Annotated in this window: 15 protein-coding genes; 14 read left to right on the top strand and 1 reads right to left on the bottom strand. The window is 52.1% G+C overall.

The window, feature by feature from the left end; genetic code table 11:
* Window positions 1-62: 62 nt before the first annotated feature.
* The 4 genes from HII30_RS02550 to HII30_RS02535 all read left to right on the top strand — a co-directional run bounded on the left by HII30_RS02550 (window position 63) and on the right by HII30_RS02535 (window position 2,403).
* Window positions 63-500 carry a YlbF/YmcA family competence regulator gene (locus HII30_RS02550; protein WP_169503366.1) on the top strand — a complete coding sequence of 146 codons (438 nt, stop codon included), beginning with the start codon at window positions 63-65 and terminating at the stop codon, window positions 498-500.
* A gap of 36 nt (window positions 501-536) precedes the next feature.
* A complete protein-coding gene (locus tag HII30_RS02545; protein ID WP_169503365.1) occupies window positions 537-800 on the top strand; it encodes a YlbG family protein in 264 nt (87 codons plus the stop codon).
* A 175-nt stretch (window positions 801-975) separates the two neighbouring features.
* Window positions 976-1,413, top strand: a complete 438-nt coding sequence (locus tag HII30_RS02540) for a hypothetical protein (protein WP_169503364.1) — start codon at window positions 976-978, stop codon at window positions 1,411-1,413.
* Window positions 1,414-1,515: 102 nt separating this feature from the next.
* A complete protein-coding gene (locus HII30_RS02535) occupies window positions 1,516-2,403 on the top strand; it encodes a PHP domain-containing protein (RefSeq protein WP_246245972.1) in 888 nt (295 codons plus the stop codon).
* 87 nt (window positions 2,404-2,490) lie between these two features.
* Here the strand turns inward: HII30_RS02535 and HII30_RS02530 are convergent, their stop codons facing one another.
* The gene (locus tag HII30_RS02530) at window positions 2,491-4,263 is read right to left on the bottom strand and encodes an Rqc2 family fibronectin-binding protein (RefSeq protein ID WP_169503678.1); all 1,773 of its coding nucleotides are present in this window, start codon (window positions 4,261-4,263) and stop codon (window positions 2,491-2,493) included.
* 182 nt (window positions 4,264-4,445) lie between these two features.
* Between HII30_RS02530 and HII30_RS02525 the strand changes: the two genes are divergently transcribed.
* The 10 genes from HII30_RS02525 to fmt all read left to right on the top strand — a co-directional run bounded on the left by HII30_RS02525 (window position 4,446) and on the right by fmt (window position 16,720).
* Window positions 4,446-7,232 (top strand): calcium-translocating P-type ATPase, SERCA-type, encoded by a 2,787-nt coding sequence (locus HII30_RS02525; RefSeq protein ID WP_169503363.1) that lies wholly within the window; start codon window positions 4,446-4,448, stop codon window positions 7,230-7,232.
* A 74-nt stretch (window positions 7,233-7,306) separates the two neighbouring features.
* Window positions 7,307-8,140, top strand: coding sequence for a diaminopimelate epimerase (gene dapF, locus HII30_RS02520; protein ID WP_169503362.1), 834 nt, complete (start codon window positions 7,307-7,309; stop codon window positions 8,138-8,140).
* A 106-nt stretch (window positions 8,141-8,246) separates the two neighbouring features.
* Window positions 8,247-10,115 (top strand): bifunctional homocysteine S-methyltransferase/methylenetetrahydrofolate reductase, encoded by a 1,869-nt coding sequence (locus tag HII30_RS02515; RefSeq protein ID WP_169503361.1) that lies wholly within the window; start codon window positions 8,247-8,249, stop codon window positions 10,113-10,115.
* 105 nt (window positions 10,116-10,220) lie between these two features.
* Window positions 10,221-10,481, top strand: coding sequence for an extracellular matrix/biofilm regulator RemA (gene remA / locus HII30_RS02510; protein ID WP_006209218.1), 261 nt, complete (start codon window positions 10,221-10,223; stop codon window positions 10,479-10,481).
* 14 nt (window positions 10,482-10,495) lie between these two features.
* Complete coding sequence (gmk, locus tag HII30_RS02505) at window positions 10,496-11,077, top strand: guanylate kinase (protein ID WP_169503360.1); 582 nt, start codon at window positions 10,496-10,498, stop codon at window positions 11,075-11,077.
* 47 nt (window positions 11,078-11,124) lie between these two features.
* Window positions 11,125-11,325 (top strand): DNA-directed RNA polymerase subunit omega, encoded by a 201-nt coding sequence (gene rpoZ / locus HII30_RS02500; protein ID WP_169503359.1) that lies wholly within the window; start codon window positions 11,125-11,127, stop codon window positions 11,323-11,325.
* 142 nt (window positions 11,326-11,467) lie between these two features.
* Entirely contained in the window at window positions 11,468-12,715 is a 1,248-nt protein-coding gene (gene coaBC, locus HII30_RS02495) for a bifunctional phosphopantothenoylcysteine decarboxylase/phosphopantothenate--cysteine ligase CoaBC (RefSeq protein WP_169503358.1), read from the top strand.
* Complete coding sequence (priA, locus tag HII30_RS02490) at window positions 12,715-15,246, top strand: primosomal protein N' (RefSeq protein WP_169503357.1); 2,532 nt, start codon at window positions 12,715-12,717, stop codon at window positions 15,244-15,246. The genes coaBC and priA overlap by 1 nt, the downstream gene beginning before the upstream one ends.
* A 41-nt stretch (window positions 15,247-15,287) precedes the next feature.
* On the top strand, window positions 15,288-15,785 hold the full coding sequence (gene def / locus HII30_RS02485; RefSeq protein ID WP_169503356.1) for a peptide deformylase: 498 nt from the start codon (window positions 15,288-15,290) through the stop codon (window positions 15,783-15,785).
* Entirely contained in the window at window positions 15,782-16,720 is a 939-nt protein-coding gene (gene fmt, locus HII30_RS02480) for a methionyl-tRNA formyltransferase (RefSeq protein WP_169503355.1), read from the top strand. The genes def and fmt overlap by 4 nt, the downstream gene beginning before the upstream one ends.
* Window positions 16,721-16,763 lie beyond the last annotated feature (43 nt).

The raw sequence follows: 16,763 nt of genomic DNA, 5'->3' as shown, positions 1-16,763 counted from the left end.
TGATAAGGGAAGTTGCCCCTTGGTAAGGGACAATAAATCTATTAAAGAAACGGGATGAGTTCATGAGCGTATCGGAATTAAACACGGTCGATATGGCCGAGGTGCTCACCTATGCCTATGATTTAGGCGATATGATTAATGCGTCTGTCGAAGTGGCGGACTACCTATATTGGAAGCAGGCTGTAGAGAACAACCCGGATATCCAGGGACTGGTCAGGGAACTTCAGGGGAAGAAGGAACTGTTCGAGGAAACGGAGAGATTCGGTCATTTGCACCCGAACTACCATGAAGCGAAGGAGCAGGTTGCGGAGGTAGAAGCCCGGCTTGAGGCCATTGAGGAAGTAACACGCTTTAAACTGGCCGAGCGAAGTCTGGATGAATTGCTGCACCAAATGTCCGAGAAGATCGCCTTCTCTGTGTCAGAGAGCATAAAGGTGCCGAGCAATGATCCACTTCCGAAGAAAGGCTGCGGCAGCGGCGGCGGTTGTCAGTGCGGTTGAATCAGCAGTAACGATAAGAGAGCGAGGCGAGCGGGAATGTTGGCGGAACGAACAGGGTTTATTATATGGGTGAGTGATATCAAGGCTGCAAGAAATTTGGAGAAGTACGGAAGTGTACATTATATTTCCCGCCGCATGCAGTATGTCGTCATGTACGTCAACGCAGACCGCGCTGAGGAAACAGCCAAGAATATTCGAAGATTGTCCTATGTACGGAAGATTGAACGTTCCTACCGTAACGAGATCAAGAAAGAATACAGCAGCAAAATTCCGGATAAGACACAGTTCTATGGAGTTTAATATTAAGATGTGGAAAAGCGGCTCAGCAGCCGCTTTTTTCTTTTGTTCATGAATGATTCATATCTAGAAAAGATATGAACTTGTGCCGAATTGAGGAATGATGTAATATGTTGGGTATATATACATAGATATAAACATAGATATAAAGACCCATTTGGTGGGAGAGTGATTGTCCATGCGCAACAAAGGCACAGAGCGTTGGAGCACCTACGAGCCGTTTTATATTACACTAAACGATAAGAAGATTGCCGATATCGTCATTACCAAGCATGCCCGTCAGCGATACGAGGAACGGTTGAACGGAGATAACACGCCTCATGACGAAATTGGGGCCTGGATGTGGGAATGTCTGAAACAGAACCGGATGGTGCCTTATTATCGCAATGAACAGGATGTGTATCTGATTGATGATGATCTGGTTGTCGTCGCCGAATTTTCGGAACTGGAGCATGAGCGGGATCTGATTGGGAATCCGCTGCACCGTATGATCATTGTTACCTTTCTTGGCCGGATGTCGGAGACGATCGAGCTGCGTGATCTGAAATCCTATTATTCCTGGCTGCGTCATTCCCGGCGAATGACCTTGATGAAGAACAGCCGTAAACGCAAATAAAGAGCAGATGTGTGAATCAGCGCACCTGCTCTTTTTTTGTGGATGAACTTGAAGTTCGGTACAATAGAGTCAGTCACTTGTTTGGGAAAAGGAGTGTGTCTAATGGACAGCGATATGCAAAAAAGAGGAGCCGGGAATAAACGGACAGGCTGTGATCTGCATTCACATACAACAGCTTCGGACGGAATGAACAAACCGGCAGGCAACGTGCGTCTGGCGAAGGAAAAAGGCCTTGCCGCAGTCGCGATTACCGATCATGATACAGTTGCAGGCCTTGAAGAAGGAAAGCTGGCTGGCGAACAGTACGGCATTACTGTCGTTCCGGGTGTGGAAATCAGCACGATGGCTGGCGGGATAGACATCCACATTCTCGGTTATTTCATCCAGCCGGAAGACGAATTATTTCTTCAACGGCTTAGCCAGCTTCGCGATACGAGAGAGAAGCGCAACATCAACATCATTGCCAATCTGAACAGGCTGGGTATGCCTGTGACGATGGACGAGGTCATCGAGGGACTGGGCAGGGAGCTCGCTCCGGATGAGAGCATTGGACGGCCGCATATTGCGGATGCCCTGGTCCGCAGAGGCTTTGCGAGTGATATGCGTGACGCCTTTGACCGCTATTTGGCTCAAGGCAAGCCTGCATACGCGCCCCAGCCTCGCATCTCGCCTGAAGAAGCCTGCAGCTGGATACGCGAAGCGGGCGGTGCACCTGTGCTGGCTCATCCAGGGCTGTATGGGGATGACGAGCTGGTGCGGAATATCCTGATATCTGCCAAGCCGGCGGGCATTGAAGTGTACCATTCGGACCACGGACCGTCTGACGAGCAGCGGTACATGGCAATGGCAGAGGAGCTGAATCTGATCGTGACAGGCGGCTCGGATTATCATGGGGAGCGTCAGGGTGTGGTTTTTCACGGCGATTTGGGCTCCAGGACAGTGGAGGTTTCTGTACTGGGGGCACTTTCAAAGGCAGCAGGACTGCATTGATATGAGGTGCTGTGTGTATGTGAATTAAAAAAAGAAGCCGTCTCAAAGATCTAAGATCTAGATCTTGAAAGACGGCTTTTTTAGAGCCTAGTTTCGCTGGTTTTTGACTGTAACTGCGAGACTGCGGATCAGCTGTTCATCCGGCGTGACAAACAGTGTTTTCTGATTGTCATAGATGACAAATCCCGGTTTAGAACCGTTTGGTTTGCGGACATGCCGGATCAACGTATAATCGACCGGCACGCTGCTGGATTCTTTGGCCTGGCTGTGATAGGCCGCAAGCTGGGCGGCTTCCTGAAGGGTTTCTTCACCATACCGGTCACTTCGGATCACGACGTGGGAGCCGGGAATATCCTTGGTGTGAAGCCAGGTATCATTGGATGATGCCAGACGATTGGTGACGTATTCGTTCTGGAGGTTGTTTTTGCCTACATACAGCTCAATTCCCTCTGAAGAAGTGTATACATGGAGGGTCGGCTTGTCGTTCTTTTTCTTCTTCTTGGTCTTGCGTCCCCTGTCTCTCAAATACCCCTGCTGCACCAATTCGTCCCGGATCTCGTCAATATCATTGAGTGAAGCATGTGATAGCTGCTGCAGCAGGTTATCCATATACGTGATTTCCTCACGGGTCTTACCGAGCTGCTCATGAATGACGGACAGGCTATTTTTATATTTATTGTATTTCTTGAAATAGCGCTGCGCATTGTCTGAAGGTGAAAGAAGCGGATCCAGCTGCACGGTCACCGTGCTCTGTTCCTCGTCATAGAAGTTGGTCAGTTCTGCCGCCTTGTCGCCTTTCTGGATCTGATGCAGATTGGCAAACAGCAGCTCCCCGGAAATCCGGTACCGGTCGGCATCGCCGGCTTCCTCCAAATCCTGCTGCAGGTTATCGAGTTTTTTTACATTTTTGGCCCGCTCATTTTGAAGAAATCTCAGTAAGTCGCTCACTTTCTGCTTTACGGTATCGCGCTGGGCTTTTTCGCCGTAGTAGTCCTCCATGCAAAGGCTGATCGTTTCATAGTGCTGGAGTTCTCCCGGCAGCATTGTAAGCGGAATGACGGAGAATACCGGTTTACCTTTCTGGTTCTCTCCGGTGACCGGGGAATATTGGTGCTTCCTGATGGGATCCGTGACGTCATGGTAAGCATCCCATAGCGCTTTGTACTCATCCTGACCTTGTATATCTGGCATATTTCCGCTTGAGGATATCGTCGCACGATGTACGATCTCCTGCGCCGCCAGCGGGCTGAACCCGCTGAACGTATTCACCAGCCAGGATACGGTCTGATCGTCTTCCGGACGTGACAGCCAGGATTCCTTAAACGCTGTATAATCGGTATCCATCGGATTGAGTTTATGCTGCTGGGGCGGTTCTGTGTATCCGAATCCAGGCATGATGACACGGAAGCTGCTGATAGCCGGTGTTACATGGTGAATGCCGTCCAGTATCGTTTGACTGGAAGGATCCTGCAGAATGATATTGCTGTGGCGTCCCATCAGTTCGATAATGATTTTTTTGATGGACATATCCCCCAGCTCATCCCGCTGCCGGATGGTAATGTGTATAATACGCTCCATTCCAACCTGGCTGATCTCCTCTATAGCTCCATTCTCGCAGTGCTTGCGCATGAGCATACAGAACATGGGTGCTTCCGTCGGATTCACGAATGTTTCTTGAGTCAGGTGGACTCTGGGATAGGTAGGGTTTGCAGAAAGCAGAAGCTTTGCGTTGCCGTTCCTTGTACGCAGGTGAAGCACAATGTCCCTGTCACTGGGCTGATATATTTTATTGATCCGGGCGCCCACACAAGCTTGAAGCTCATGCACGACCGCCCTGGTTACGATGCCGTCCAATGCCATAATTATATTCTCCATTCTTTATGTCTCTAAATAGCGTTCTCCTCTATGATACATAACTTCTGATAAAAACTTAAGGGGCCTCTCTGTGATAATTATGAACCTGTCCGAATACATTTACGTTGAGAGGTGGAAAAGCTGTCATCCGCCGGAACTTGCGAAACGACCGGGAGGGGAAAGGAAGCATGGAACAAAAGGAATGGCACCAGATGGATGTCGCTGAGCTGCAGCAGGTCATGCAGGTACATCCGAAGCAGGGCCTTACCGAAGAGGAAGCAGAACAAAGGCGCAAAACCAACGGATTAAATGAGCTGTCAGAAGGGGTGAAAATCTCACCGTTCACGTTGTTCCTGAACCAGTTTAAGGATTTTATGGTCCTTGTACTTCTGGGAGCCACACTTGTTTCAGGTCTCCTTGGCGAGTATCTGGACGCGATCACGATTGTAGCGATCATACTCATCAACGGTGTACTCGGATTCGTACAGGAATTTCGTGCAGAACGTTCTCTGCGAGCACTGAAGCAGCTCTCTGCCCCGGGTGCGAAGGTACTGAGAGACGGCAAAGTGGTGCACATTACGGCAAAAGGTCTGGTGCCCGGAGATATTATTGTCGTCGAAAGCGGGGATCGTATACCTGCCGATGTCAGGTGGCTGGAGACGAGCAGCTGCAGTGTGGAGGAATCGGCGCTGACCGGAGAATCCCTGCCGGTGAACAAGCATGCGGAATCCATCATGGAGAAGGATGTGCCCCTTGGCGACCGTAAAAATATCGGGTATATGGGCACCATGGTGACCCGGGGCACGGCGAAAGGCATTGTCGTTCATACAGGCATGAACACGGAAATGGGCAAGATCGCGCACCTGATCCAAAGTACGGAGACACAGGAAACCCCACTGCAGCACCGTCTGGAACAGCTTGGGAAAATTTTGATCGGCGTGTCCCTCGCCTTGACCATTATGGTCGTTGTGGCCGGTATTCTGCACGGACAGCCGGCGACAGGCATGTTTCTGGCCGGGGTCAGTCTGGCGGTGGCGGCCATACCGGAAGGTCTGCCAGCCATTGTAACGATTGCCCTGGCACTCGGAGTTCAGCGCATGATCAAGCGCAAAGCGATTGTCCGGAAGCTCCCTTCCGTAGAAACGCTGGGATGCGCTTCTGTCATTTGTTCTGACAAGACGGGTACACTGACACAGAACAAAATGACGGTGACCCGGGTATGGACCGGTGGACGGATGATGGAAGTAACCGGACAAGGCTATGAACCAGCCGGCCATATTCTGAAGGACGGGAAGCCGGTTGAACTGCGCAGTGACCAGTCACTCCGCCGCCTGCTGCAGATCAGCGGTCTGTGCAATAACGCCGAGATTTATGAAAGTAAACCGGATGCGACAAGAGCAAAGAAAAAGAGCAAGGAAGAAGTCCCTGCTTCAAGCTGGGAGCTGAAGGGGGATCCCACAGAAGGTGCCCTGCTTACGCTAGCGGGCAAGATGGGCTTGTCATCTGCTGCATTATCCGCGACCTATCAACGGGACAAAGAGTTTCCTTTTGACTCCGAGCGCAAACTGATGTCTGTGATTGTCAGTCATCAGGGCGGACGGCTGCTGTGTACGAAAGGTGCACCGGATGTATTGCTGGATGCCTGCTCTTACATCCTCTGGGAAGGCAATGTCGTACCGCTTACGGGCACACTGAGACAAAAAGTGCTGGCAGCGAATGAAGAGATGGCGTCAGGCGCACTCCGTGTGCTTGGACTTGCATATCGTGATCTTCGTCCGCATGACAAGCCTGCCAGTGAGAAAGAGGCGGAGTGTCAGCTGGTGTTTGCCGGGCTTGCCGGCATGATTGATCCTCCGCGCCGCGAGGTTCGTGATGCCATCGCAACATGCCGCAGAGCGGGCATCAAGACGGTGATGATTACGGGAGATCACCGGACGACAGCGGAGGCGATCGCCTCCCAGCTGGGCATTATCCCTCGCGGTGGATTGTCGATGACAGGTCAAGAGTTGTCGCGACTGGATGATAAAGAGCTGGATGCCAAAGTGGACCAGACTTATGTTTATGCAAGAGTGTCCCCGGAGCATAAGCTTCGGATCGTAAAGTCGCTGCAGCGCAAGGGGCATGTCGTGGCCATGACGGGGGACGGAGTGAATGATGCACCGGCTATCAAGGCAGCGGATATCGGCATCTCCATGGGCATCACGGGAACCGATGTAACGAAAGAGGCTTCGGCGCTTGTGCTCAGCGACGATAACTTCTCGACCATCGTGGCGGCAATCGAAGAGGGGCGGAGCATTTATGAAAATATTCGGAAGTTCATCCGCTACCTGCTCGCATCCAATGTCGGTGAGATTCTGACCATGTTTTTCGCGATGATGATGGGACTGCCGATGCCGCTCGTTCCCATTCAGATCCTGTGGGTCAACCTCGTAACGGACGGACTGCCGGCGATGGCGCTCGGTGTAGACCAGCCTGAAAAAGATCTGATGGAGCACAAGCCGCGCGGAGCGAAGGAGAACATTTTTGCCCGGAGACTCGGCTGGAAAATTATTAGCCGCGGCGTACTGATCGGTCTCTGTACGCTGGGGGCATTCTGGCTCACGCTGCAGCATGCTCCGGATGCACCTGGACAGCTTGCAAAGGCTCAATCCGTCGCATTTGCAACCTTGGTGATGGCGCAGCTGATTCACGTCTTCGACTGCCGGAGCTCACGCTCGGTCTTTCACCGGAATCCGCTGCAGAACAAGTATCTCGTGCTTGCCGTGCTGTCCTCTGTGCTGCTGATGCTGGGTGTCATGTATATCGAGGCACTGCAGCCGATCTTTAAGACCGTTCCACTGGGACTCAGGGAGTGGGCGATTACCCTGGTTGCTGCCGGGATCCCGACCTTCCTTATGGGAGCAGGGAGTGTCTGGGGAGGACGTCGTCATCGCAACCGCCGCAGCATGGTGAAAAGTGCAAACCTTTCGGCATAAAGTAAATTTGAAATCCTGCCCTTCTGCGGTATGCTGAGGTTCATCAGCAGCCGTGGAAGGGAAGGAATAACGTTATGGAATTTACGAAAATGCATGGACTAGGTAATGATTTTATCGTCGTATACGGAGAACAGGAACTGCCTGCGGATGCTTCGGAACGAGCTGTACAATTATGCAATCGGTTTTTCGGAATCGGAGCAGACGGGCTTGTATATATATTGCCTTCAGATAGGGCAGATTTCAAAATGCGCATTATGAACTCAGACGGCAGTGAAGCGGAACAGTGTGGAAACGCCATTCGCTGTGTAGCTAAATATGTGTATGATAAAGGACATATTTCCCGTGAGCAGATCACCGTGGAAACACTTGGAGCCGGAGTACAGGCACTGACACTTCAGGTGGAGGGCGGAGCCGTCACAAGCGTTCGAGTGGATATGGGTGAGCCTGTTCTGGAAGGCTTGAAGGTGCCAACTACTGTAGAGGCAAATCCGGTGCTGAATCATCCGGTGGAAGCCGGAGGCCGGGAATTTCATTTCACCGCTGTATCGATGGGCAATCCCCATTGTGTGATCTACGTCGATGACGCGGTGAATTTCCAACTGGGAACCTGGGGGCCGCTGCTGGAGAAACATCCGCTGTTCCCGAAGAAAATCAATGTGGAATTCGCCACGGTCCGGAAGCGGGATTATATCGACATGCGTGTCTGGGAACGGGGAGCAGGGCCGACACTCGCCTGCGGAACAGGAGCCTGTGCGACACTGGTATCTTCCGTGCTGAACGGATTCAGCGACCGGGCGGCTGTTGTCTCGCTGAAGGGAGGCGACCTGTTCATAGAGTGGGATGAGAATGACAACCACGTGTATATGACGGGACCTGCGGCGTTCGTATTCGAAGGAAAGACAAAGTAATCATAAGCAGAGGGGGCCGGGTACCGGCCTCCTCTTTGTCTCTTTATCTTCTGGTGTTATGTATGTTACATTTAGATGAAAATAACTGTCAGGCAGGGGGAGCATGATGAAACCGGATCTTCGGAAAGCATGGGAGAGCAGGGTACTGGTCGGCGATGGAGCGATGGGTACTTTTCTATATCAAAAAGGATTTCCGGTGGGAATATCCTACGAGGAACTCAATCTGACAGCTCCGGAAGTTATCGGAGATGTGCATCGCCAGTACATTCAGGCAGGCGCTCATGTACTGGAAAGTAATACATTTTCAGCGAATTATGACAAGCTGTCTAAATATGGCCTTGAAGCCAAGGTGGAAGAGATTAACCGGGCGGGGGTGCGGATTGCCCGGGAAGCGGCTGGCCAGCAGGGCTATGTCGTCGGTGCGGTGGGATCTATCCGCGGCGGGAAACGCAACAACATTTCCTCAGAAGAGCTCAAGCAGCATTTTGAACAGCAGATTCATGCTCTTTTAACGGAGGGTGTAGACGGCCTGCTGCTGGAAACCTTTTATGATGTAGAAGAGATGCTGATGGCCCTCTCGATCGTGAGGCAGGCCAGTGATCTGCCGGTTATTGCCCAATTTGCGGTCGAGGATATTGCCCGCACGCTCGACGGGTATACGATGGTCGATGCATTCCGTATGGTCAGCCAGGCCGGGGCCGATGTGTTCGGGTTCAACTGCCGCACAGGTCCTAACGGAATGGCAAGAGCGCTGGAGACGCTGGATGGTATGCGGAGCCTTCCGGCATCTGTATATCCAAACGCAGGAATCGCAGACTACGTGGACGGTGAATACCGGTATGGGGCTACTCCGGAATATTTTGGTCAGATGGCCGTCCGGTTTGCTGATATGGGAGCCAGATTGATCGGGGGTTGCTGCGGAACGACGCCGGAGCATATCGCAGAAATCTCGGCTGCTCTGACTGATTACAAGCCGGCCCCGCTTCCTTCACCGGAAATGACGGCAGATCGGGTTGTGGTTCATGAACACCTGGATGCGGTGCAGGAAGAGCGGAAGGGCGAGCCGACCTTGGCGGATCTGGCCAAAGAACGCCACACCGTCATCGTAGAATTGGACCCGCCGCGGGATCTGGATATTACCAAGTTTATGAAGGGCGCTGAAGCGCTGAAACGTGCAGGTGCTGATGCCTTGACACTTGCTGATAATTCACTTGCGGTTACCCGGATGAGCAATATGGCGCTGGGACATCTTGTTCAGTCTCGCGTGGGGCTGCGTCCCCTGATTCATATTGCGTGCCGTGACCGCAATATGATCGGCACCCAGTCGCATATGATGGGCTTCGATGCCTTGGGCATCGACCATGTTCTGGCCGTAACAGGGGATCCGGCGAAGTTCGGTGACCTCCCCGGAGCAAGCTCTGTTTACGATCTGACTTCATTTGAAATCATCCGTATGATCAAGCAGCTGAATGAGGGTGTGGCATTTTCGGGGAAACCGCTGAAGCAGAAAGCGAACTTTGTGGTGGGCGCTGCCTTTAACCCCAATGTGAAGCATCTGGATAAAGCAGTACAGCGGCTGGAGAAAAAAATCGCCAGCGGTGCGGATTATATTATGACCCAGCCGGTATATGATTCGGAATTAATAGTAAGAATGAAAGAAGCGACTAAACATTTGGATATCCCGATTTTTGTAGGGATTATGCCGTTAGCCAGTGGGCGGAACGCGGAATATCTTCATAATGAGGTGCCGGGCATCCAGCTGTCGGATGAGGTTCGGGAGCGCATGGCTGGCCTGGAAGGTGAAGAAGGCCGAAAAATGGGTGTTCAAATCGGCAAAGAGCTGCTGGACGTGGCAGCAGAGCATTTTAAGGGAATCTATATAATGACTCCGTTTATGTTTTATGAGATGAGCGTACAGTTAACGCAGTACGTTTGGGAGTTGTCCGGACGCAGGGAATCCCCCTTGTTTCATTAATAAATATCAATTACAATGGTACAATGGATTGACCGCTAACGTAGAATGAACCTACCCGGCCTGTCCGGCCAGGGTAGTCAAGTGTATAGGGGGAGCAACCGCAATATGGCTATCAAACTGATTAATATCGGCTTCGGAAACATCGTTTCGGCCAACCGCATCATTTCTATTGTGAGCCCGGAATCTGCTCCGATCAAACGGATCATTCAGGAAGCCAGAGACCGCCACATGCTGATTGATGCTACATACGGCCGCCGTACAAGAGCTGTCATTATTACGGACAGCGATCATGTCATCTTGTCGGCAGTGCAGCCCGAGACGGTTGCCCACAGGCTATCCAGTAAAGATGATGACAACGACGAATAAAGATGGGGAGTATTATGTCTACAAAGGGATTATTGATTGTATTGTCCGGTCCGTCGGGCGTAGGAAAAGGAACGGTATGCAGTGCACTGCGCAGCCGTGTTCCGGATCTGATTTATTCTGTTTCTGCAACAACCCGCCAGCCGCGTCTCGGTGAGGTGGATGGCATTAACTATTTTTTCAAGGGCCGGGATCAATTTCTCTCCATGATTGAGAATGACCAGCTGCTGGAATATGCCGAGTATGTAGGCAACTACTACGGCACTCCCCGCGATTTTGTGGAGGAAACGATTGCTAATGGTAAGGATATCATTCTTGAAATTGAAGTGCAGGGTGCTCTGAAAGTGAAAGAGAAATTTCCGGAAGGAATTTTCATTTTCCTGACACCGCCGTCGCTGGATGAACTGAAGGACCGGATCGTAGGACGCGGTACGGAAACTCAGGCTGTCATCGATCACCGGATGTCGGTTGCAGTGGACGAGCTGGATTTGATCAAGCATTATGACTATGCAGTTGTTAATGATGAAATCAACCAGGCTTGCAAAAGAATAGAATCTATCATTATTGCCGAACACTGTAAAGTGAGAGCACAGCGATAGAGCAACAAGCATAGGATTGATAATCACATTAAAGGGGTGTTGGAAGAATGCTGTATCCTTCAATTGATGAAATGATGCACAAAGTAGACAGCAAGTATTCGCTCGTGGTTGCGGCTTCCCGCCGTGCCCGCCAGCTGCGTGAAGGAAAGCAGACGGAACTCGTAAATGCCAAGTCACACAAGTATGTTGGTGTGGCACTTGAAGAGATTTACGGAGATCACGTCAAGATCATTAAAGGAGAGGAATAACCTCTTCGTTGCAAAAGATTCATAGGAAACCGTTCCAAAAATGTGACAACCGAAAGGTTGTTATTTTTTTGAGGAGAAGCAGCTTTGAAGGCAGAGGTTGCTTCTTTGCTGTTTTCAATACGAATAACAGGGGGATCCAGTCATGTTGAAAGGAAAAGTGATTGTGCTTGGAGTGACGGGAGGTATTGCGGCGTACAAGGCGGCTTCCTTATGCAGCAAGCTTGTTCAAAAAGGCGCGGACGTGTACGTGATTATGACATCTTCGGCCAAGCAGTTCATTACAGAGCTGACCCTGCAGTCACTGACGAAAAACCCGGTGTACAGCGACACTTTTGACGAAAGAGACCCTTCTGTCGTGTCCCATATCCATCTGGCGGATCTGGCGGATCTTGTGCTGGTAGCGCCCGCTACAGCGAATGCAATAGCGAAGATGGCTCATGGTCTGGCCGATGATATGCTGACAACAACGCTGCTGGCTACCACGGCGCCCGTCATGATCTCTCCTGCAATGAATGTACATATGTACACGCATCCTGCAGTGGTTGAGAATATGCAGACCCTCGTTTCCCGTGGTGTGTCCATGATCGAGCCCGGTGAAGGGCTGCTTGCCTGCGGGTATGTTGGCAAAGGCAGAATGGAAGAGCCGGAGAGTATTGTACAGGTGGTAGAGGATTTCTTTCAACAGCGTGAGCGTTCAAATCATGCTCCTGCCTCAGCTGCGGCCAAACCAGGACTGCTGGCAGGTAAAAAGGTCGTTGTGACGGCGGGGGGGACCGTAGAGCGTATAGATCCGGTGCGTTATATTACCAATGATTCCTCCGGCAAAATGGGTTTTGCCCTCGCAAAAGCAGCGCATGCAATGGGTGCAGATGTCAGACTGATTACGGCACGCACGGATGTATCTCCACCGGAAGGCATTTCCGTAGAGAGTGTGGAATCCGCTCAGGATATGTATGAGGCTGTCATGCGGCAATTTCCAGACAGCGACATTGTGATCAAGGCAGCAGCTGTAGCGGATTACCGTCCGGCACAGTCTGCGGGTTCCAAGCTTAAGAAAAAAGGCGACACCATGACACTCGATCTGGTCAAGACAACCGATATTCTCGAATCGCTCGGCCAGCAAAAAACAACCCAGTTTTTGATCGGATTTGCTGCAGAAACAGATCATGTTGAAGCGTATGCGACAGACAAGCTGCGCAGGAAAAAATGTGACCTCATCGTGGCGAATGATGTGACAACAGCAGGTGCAGGATTTCGCAGTGACAGCAACGAAGTGCGTGTGTTTGATTCGCAAGGTCTTGTTCTGGATCTTCCGCTCATGTCAAAGGAGGAGGTCGCCCGGCAGCTGCTGTCTCTGGCGGCTGAACGGCTTGTGAAGGAGGAAGATTGATGGACGTGGCAAAAGTGATTGTGGACGTGCCGTCTAAAGACACCGACCGGCCGTTTGATTATTTGATTCCGGACCGGCTGAGACCATGGGTTGAGGTAGGCAGCCGTGTCGGTGTTCCCTTCGGTAACCGTACCATGCAGGGATATGTCGTCTCCCTGCATCCCCGTTCAGACATCGATTCAGCCAGAATTAAGCCGATTCAGTCGGTGCTCGATTTTGCGCCGCCGCTTTCTCCGGATTTGGTGGATTTGAGTGTCTGGATGAAGGAGCGATACGCCTGCCGGCAGATTACCGCCCTGCAGTCGATGCTGCCTACCGCCCTCAAAGGAAAAGCCGAAAGGTACATTACGCTGGCAGATCCTTCAGAACGAGAACAGGGTTCGAGAGAAGGGGTTCTGTTCTCGGTTCAGCCTGAAACGGAGGGAGAGCAGAATGTTTTGGCCTTTGTGCGTCAGCGAGGGGAGGTCTCACTGGAGCAGTTGAACCGTGCTTTCCCGGAGGAATCCGCCAGCGTGAAGGCTTTATTAGCAAGAGGGCTGCTTCGAGAGTATCAGCAGATCAAGGACAAGCTCTCGAAGAAAACGATGAAAGCCCTTGAGCTGGCTGTCTCATTAGAGGAGGCGCAGGAAGCACTGAACAACTTTCCGGCGAAAGCGCAGCGCCAGAAGGATGTGCTCGCCTATATTGTGGAGATGGAGCCTTTTCTGCCGCTCTCGCTGAAAGAAGTACTGACAACCGTTGGAGTGACAGCGGGGACTGTGAAGGGGCTTGCGGATAAAGGATATATTGTGATTGAGGACATGGAGGTATTCCGTGACCCATATAAAGGCAGGAATTTTGAGCCGACCGAGCCGCTTGCGCTCACATCAGAACAAAAGCAGGTGTACAGCCGGATCATCCACCAGCTGGATGAGCGAAATCATGGTGTCTTCCTTCTGCATGGGGTGACCGGAAGCGGCAAGACCGAAATTTACCTGCAAATCATCCAGCGCTGTCTGGAGCAGGAACGTGAGGCAGTGGTTCTGGTCCCGGAGATTGCACTCACTCCGCAGATGGTCGAACGCTTTAAAGGACGTTTCGGGGACAGGGTGGCTGTCATGCACAGCCGTTTATCGAGTGGAGAGCGTTATGATGAATGGCGAAAAATTCACGAAGGCCGGGCGTCGGTCGTGGTCGGTGCCCGCTCGGCGGTGTTTGCGCCGTTTACCTCACTGGGACTGATCATCATGGACGAAGAACACGAAACATCGTACAAGCAGGAAGAAACACCGAAATATCATGCAAGAGATGTGGCGATCCGCCGGGCTTCCCAGGCCGGTGCTGTTGTTATCCTGGGCTCGGCGACACCGTCGCTGGAAAGCTATCATGCAGCGAGATCCCGCTCCAGCAGTGAATTTGAGCCTGAGCTGCTGGAGATGCCGAGCCGAGCGTTGGGCAACCGGCTGCCGGAAGTCAGAATCATTGATATGCGCGAGGAGCTGAAGGAAGGGAACCGTTCCATGTTCAGCAGACCGCTGCATGAGGCGATTACTGCCCGGCTGGAGCGGAAGGAACAGATCGTACTTCTGCTGAACCGGCGCGGATATTCGACGTTTGTCATGTGCCGGAGCTGCGGCTATGTTGCCCAGTGTCCGGAGTGTGATATCTCGCTGACATACCATCAGAAGTCGAACAATTTACGATGTCATTACTGCGGTTATGCTGTACAGGCACCGGAAGTTTGCCCTGACTGCGGCAGTGAACACATTCGATATTTTGGCACAGGGACACAAAGGGTAGAAGAAGAGCTCGCCAAGCTGTTTCCCGGCATCCGGGTCATTCGCATGGATGTGGATACGACCACCGAGAAGGGATCTCATGAGAAGCTTCTGAAGCAGTTCCGGGACAAAAAGGCAGACCTGCTGCTCGGCACCCAAATGGTGGCGAAAGGCTTGGATTTCCCGGATGTGACCCTGGTGGGTGTCATTACAGCTGATTCGGCGCTGAACCTGCCGGATTTCAGGGCAGCAGAGAAAACGTTTCAGCTGCTGACCCAGGTTGCCGGACGCGCCGGCCGGCATCACCTCCCTGGTGAGGTGTTCATTCAATCCTATACGCCGGAGCACTATTCCATTATTCATGCCAGCGGCCATGATTATTTATCTTTTGTCAAAGATGAACTCAAGCATCGAAAAGCACTGCATTACCCTCCATACTGCCGGCTGATCCTGGTGACATTGTCACATGAACAGCTGCCGCTCCTGGTTCGGGTTGCAGAGAACTATGCTTCAGATCTCAAGAGAAGAGCAGACCGGCGCGGCTGGTTTGGGAGTCTCGACCGTTTTGCTGCGGAAGCACTGGATGTGCTGGGGCCTGTCGCATCACCTATTCCCCGGCTTAAAAATAGATACAGATTCCAATGTATGATAAAATGGCGGGGTGACATGGACGCTGTCTCGCTCGCCCGCCAGGTAGCAGAAGAGCTCCAGGATTCTGTGCGAGACACGAAACTGCAAATCAGCATTGACGTGGACCCGCAAATGTTAATGTAAATGAACATATATTGAAAGAAAAGCATGAGGATGGTGTCGTTATGGCAATTCGTATTATTGTTAAAGAACCGGATGAGGTGCTGCACAAAGTCGCCAAGGAAGTGACCAAAATCACACCCAATGTACAAAAGCTTCTCGATGACATGGCAGATACGATGTACGACGCTGACGGTGTTGGTCTTGCGGCGCCTCAGGTCGGTATTTTGAAGCGACTGATTGTGGTGGATGCCGGGGATGAACATGGTCTGATCAAAATGATTAACCCCGAAATAGTAGAAAGCGAAGGGGAACAGCTGGGGCCGGAAGGATGTCTCAGTATTCCTGGCTGGAATGGTGATGTCCGCCGGTCTGAACAGGTCAAAGTCAAGGGACTCGACCGTGAAGGCAATGAGCTGCTCGTTACGGCAACCGGTTTGCTCTCGCGTGCTTTCCAGCATGAGATTGATCACTTGAACGGTGTTCTGTTCACAGATATTGCGGAACGTGTGTATGAATATGACCCGAACCAGCCTCCCCGGAGGGAGTTGGAGAACCGATGAATATTGTATTTATGGGAACACCGGCTTTCGCGGTGCCCAGCCTGGAAATGCTCATCCAGGAAGGATATACGGTTTCGGCTGTCGTGACGCAGCCGGACCGGCCTCAGGGCCGTAAGAAGGTTTTGACACCTACACCTGTGAAGGAGGCGGCTCTCCGTCACGGAATACCTGTGCTGCAGCCGCAGCGTCTCCGGAATCCGGAAGCCGCAGCGGAGCTGGCGCAGTATAAACCCGATATGATTGTTACCGCCGCATACGGCCAGATTCTTCCCAAAGCGGTGCTTGAAATGGCACCGCTGGGGTGCCTGAATGTCCACGGCTCACTTCTTCCCAAATATCGCGGCGGAGCTCCGATTCAGCGCTGCATTATTAATGGAGAGTCGATTACAGGCGTAACCTTGATGTATATGGCTGAAGGTCTGGACACCGGAGATATGATTGCCAAGGCGGAAGTGCCGATTACGGAGCAGGACACGGCCGGGTCGATGTTTGAGAAGCTGAGCGAGATCGGTGCGAATCTGCTGAAGGATCAGCTGCCGCGGCTGGTTCAGGGCGTTGTTCAGGCAGAGGTTCAGAATGAGGCAGAGGCAACCTATGCTCCTAACCTGAAACGCGAGGATGAAAAAATCGACTGGAACTGCTCTGCACGGCAGATCTTTAACCAGATCCGGGGGCTTGTGCCGTTCTCCGGCGCCTTTACCCTTTGGGAGGGTGATGTGTTCAAAGTCTGGTCCGCAGAGGTATCTGATGAATCAGGCAGCCGGGGTACAGCTGTGCCGGGGACCGTGCTTGAACTCCGTGAGAGCGGTATACTCGTTCAGACAGGGACCGGGGTGTTGAACCTGCTGACGGTTCAGCCCAGTGGTAAGAAAGCGCTGGAAGTCAGTCAGTTTGTCCGCGGCACGAGCATGAAGCCAGGGACGGTACTGTCGTGAGCCGTCGCGGTGGAACAAAGAAAGTGACAGCCAGAGAATTGGC

It is taken from the genome of Paenibacillus lemnae (assembly GCF_012933385.1).
Taxonomy (GTDB): Bacteria; Bacillota; Bacilli; order Paenibacillales; family Paenibacillaceae; genus Paenibacillus_AQ; species Paenibacillus_AQ lemnae.
This window is presented reverse-complemented; position numbering and strand designations above follow the sequence as displayed.

What these genes read in the sequence shown, in the direction of transcription:
- def (WP_169503356.1), top strand. Translation starts at nt 15,288, where the DNA reads ATGGCAATTCGTATTATTGTTAAAGAACCGGATGAGGTGCTGCACAAA.
- HII30_RS02530 (WP_169503678.1), bottom strand. Translation starts at nt 4,263, where the DNA reads ATGGCATTGGACGGCATCGTAACCAGGGCGGTCGTGCATGAGCTTCAA.
- priA (WP_169503357.1), top strand. Translation starts at nt 12,715, where the DNA reads ATGGACGTGGCAAAAGTGATTGTGGACGTGCCGTCTAAAGACACCGAC.
- HII30_RS02540 (WP_169503364.1), top strand. Translation starts at nt 976, where the DNA reads ATGCGCAACAAAGGCACAGAGCGTTGGAGCACCTACGAGCCGTTTTAT.
- fmt (WP_169503355.1), top strand. Translation starts at nt 15,782, where the DNA reads ATGAATATTGTATTTATGGGAACACCGGCTTTCGCGGTGCCCAGCCTG.
- remA (WP_006209218.1), top strand. Translation starts at nt 10,221, where the DNA reads ATGGCTATCAAACTGATTAATATCGGCTTCGGAAACATCGTTTCGGCC.
- coaBC (WP_169503358.1), top strand. Translation starts at nt 11,468, where the DNA reads ATGTTGAAAGGAAAAGTGATTGTGCTTGGAGTGACGGGAGGTATTGCG.
- HII30_RS02525 (WP_169503363.1), top strand. Translation starts at nt 4,446, where the DNA reads ATGGAACAAAAGGAATGGCACCAGATGGATGTCGCTGAGCTGCAGCAG.
- HII30_RS02545 (WP_169503365.1), top strand. Translation starts at nt 537, where the DNA reads ATGTTGGCGGAACGAACAGGGTTTATTATATGGGTGAGTGATATCAAG.
- rpoZ (WP_169503359.1), top strand. Translation starts at nt 11,125, where the DNA reads ATGCTGTATCCTTCAATTGATGAAATGATGCACAAAGTAGACAGCAAG.
- HII30_RS02535 (WP_246245972.1), top strand. Translation starts at nt 1,516, where the DNA reads ATGGACAGCGATATGCAAAAAAGAGGAGCCGGGAATAAACGGACAGGC.
- dapF (WP_169503362.1), top strand. Translation starts at nt 7,307, where the DNA reads ATGGAATTTACGAAAATGCATGGACTAGGTAATGATTTTATCGTCGTA.
- HII30_RS02515 (WP_169503361.1), top strand. Translation starts at nt 8,247, where the DNA reads ATGAAACCGGATCTTCGGAAAGCATGGGAGAGCAGGGTACTGGTCGGC.
- HII30_RS02550 (WP_169503366.1), top strand. Translation starts at nt 63, where the DNA reads ATGAGCGTATCGGAATTAAACACGGTCGATATGGCCGAGGTGCTCACC.
- gmk (WP_169503360.1), top strand. Translation starts at nt 10,496, where the DNA reads ATGTCTACAAAGGGATTATTGATTGTATTGTCCGGTCCGTCGGGCGTA.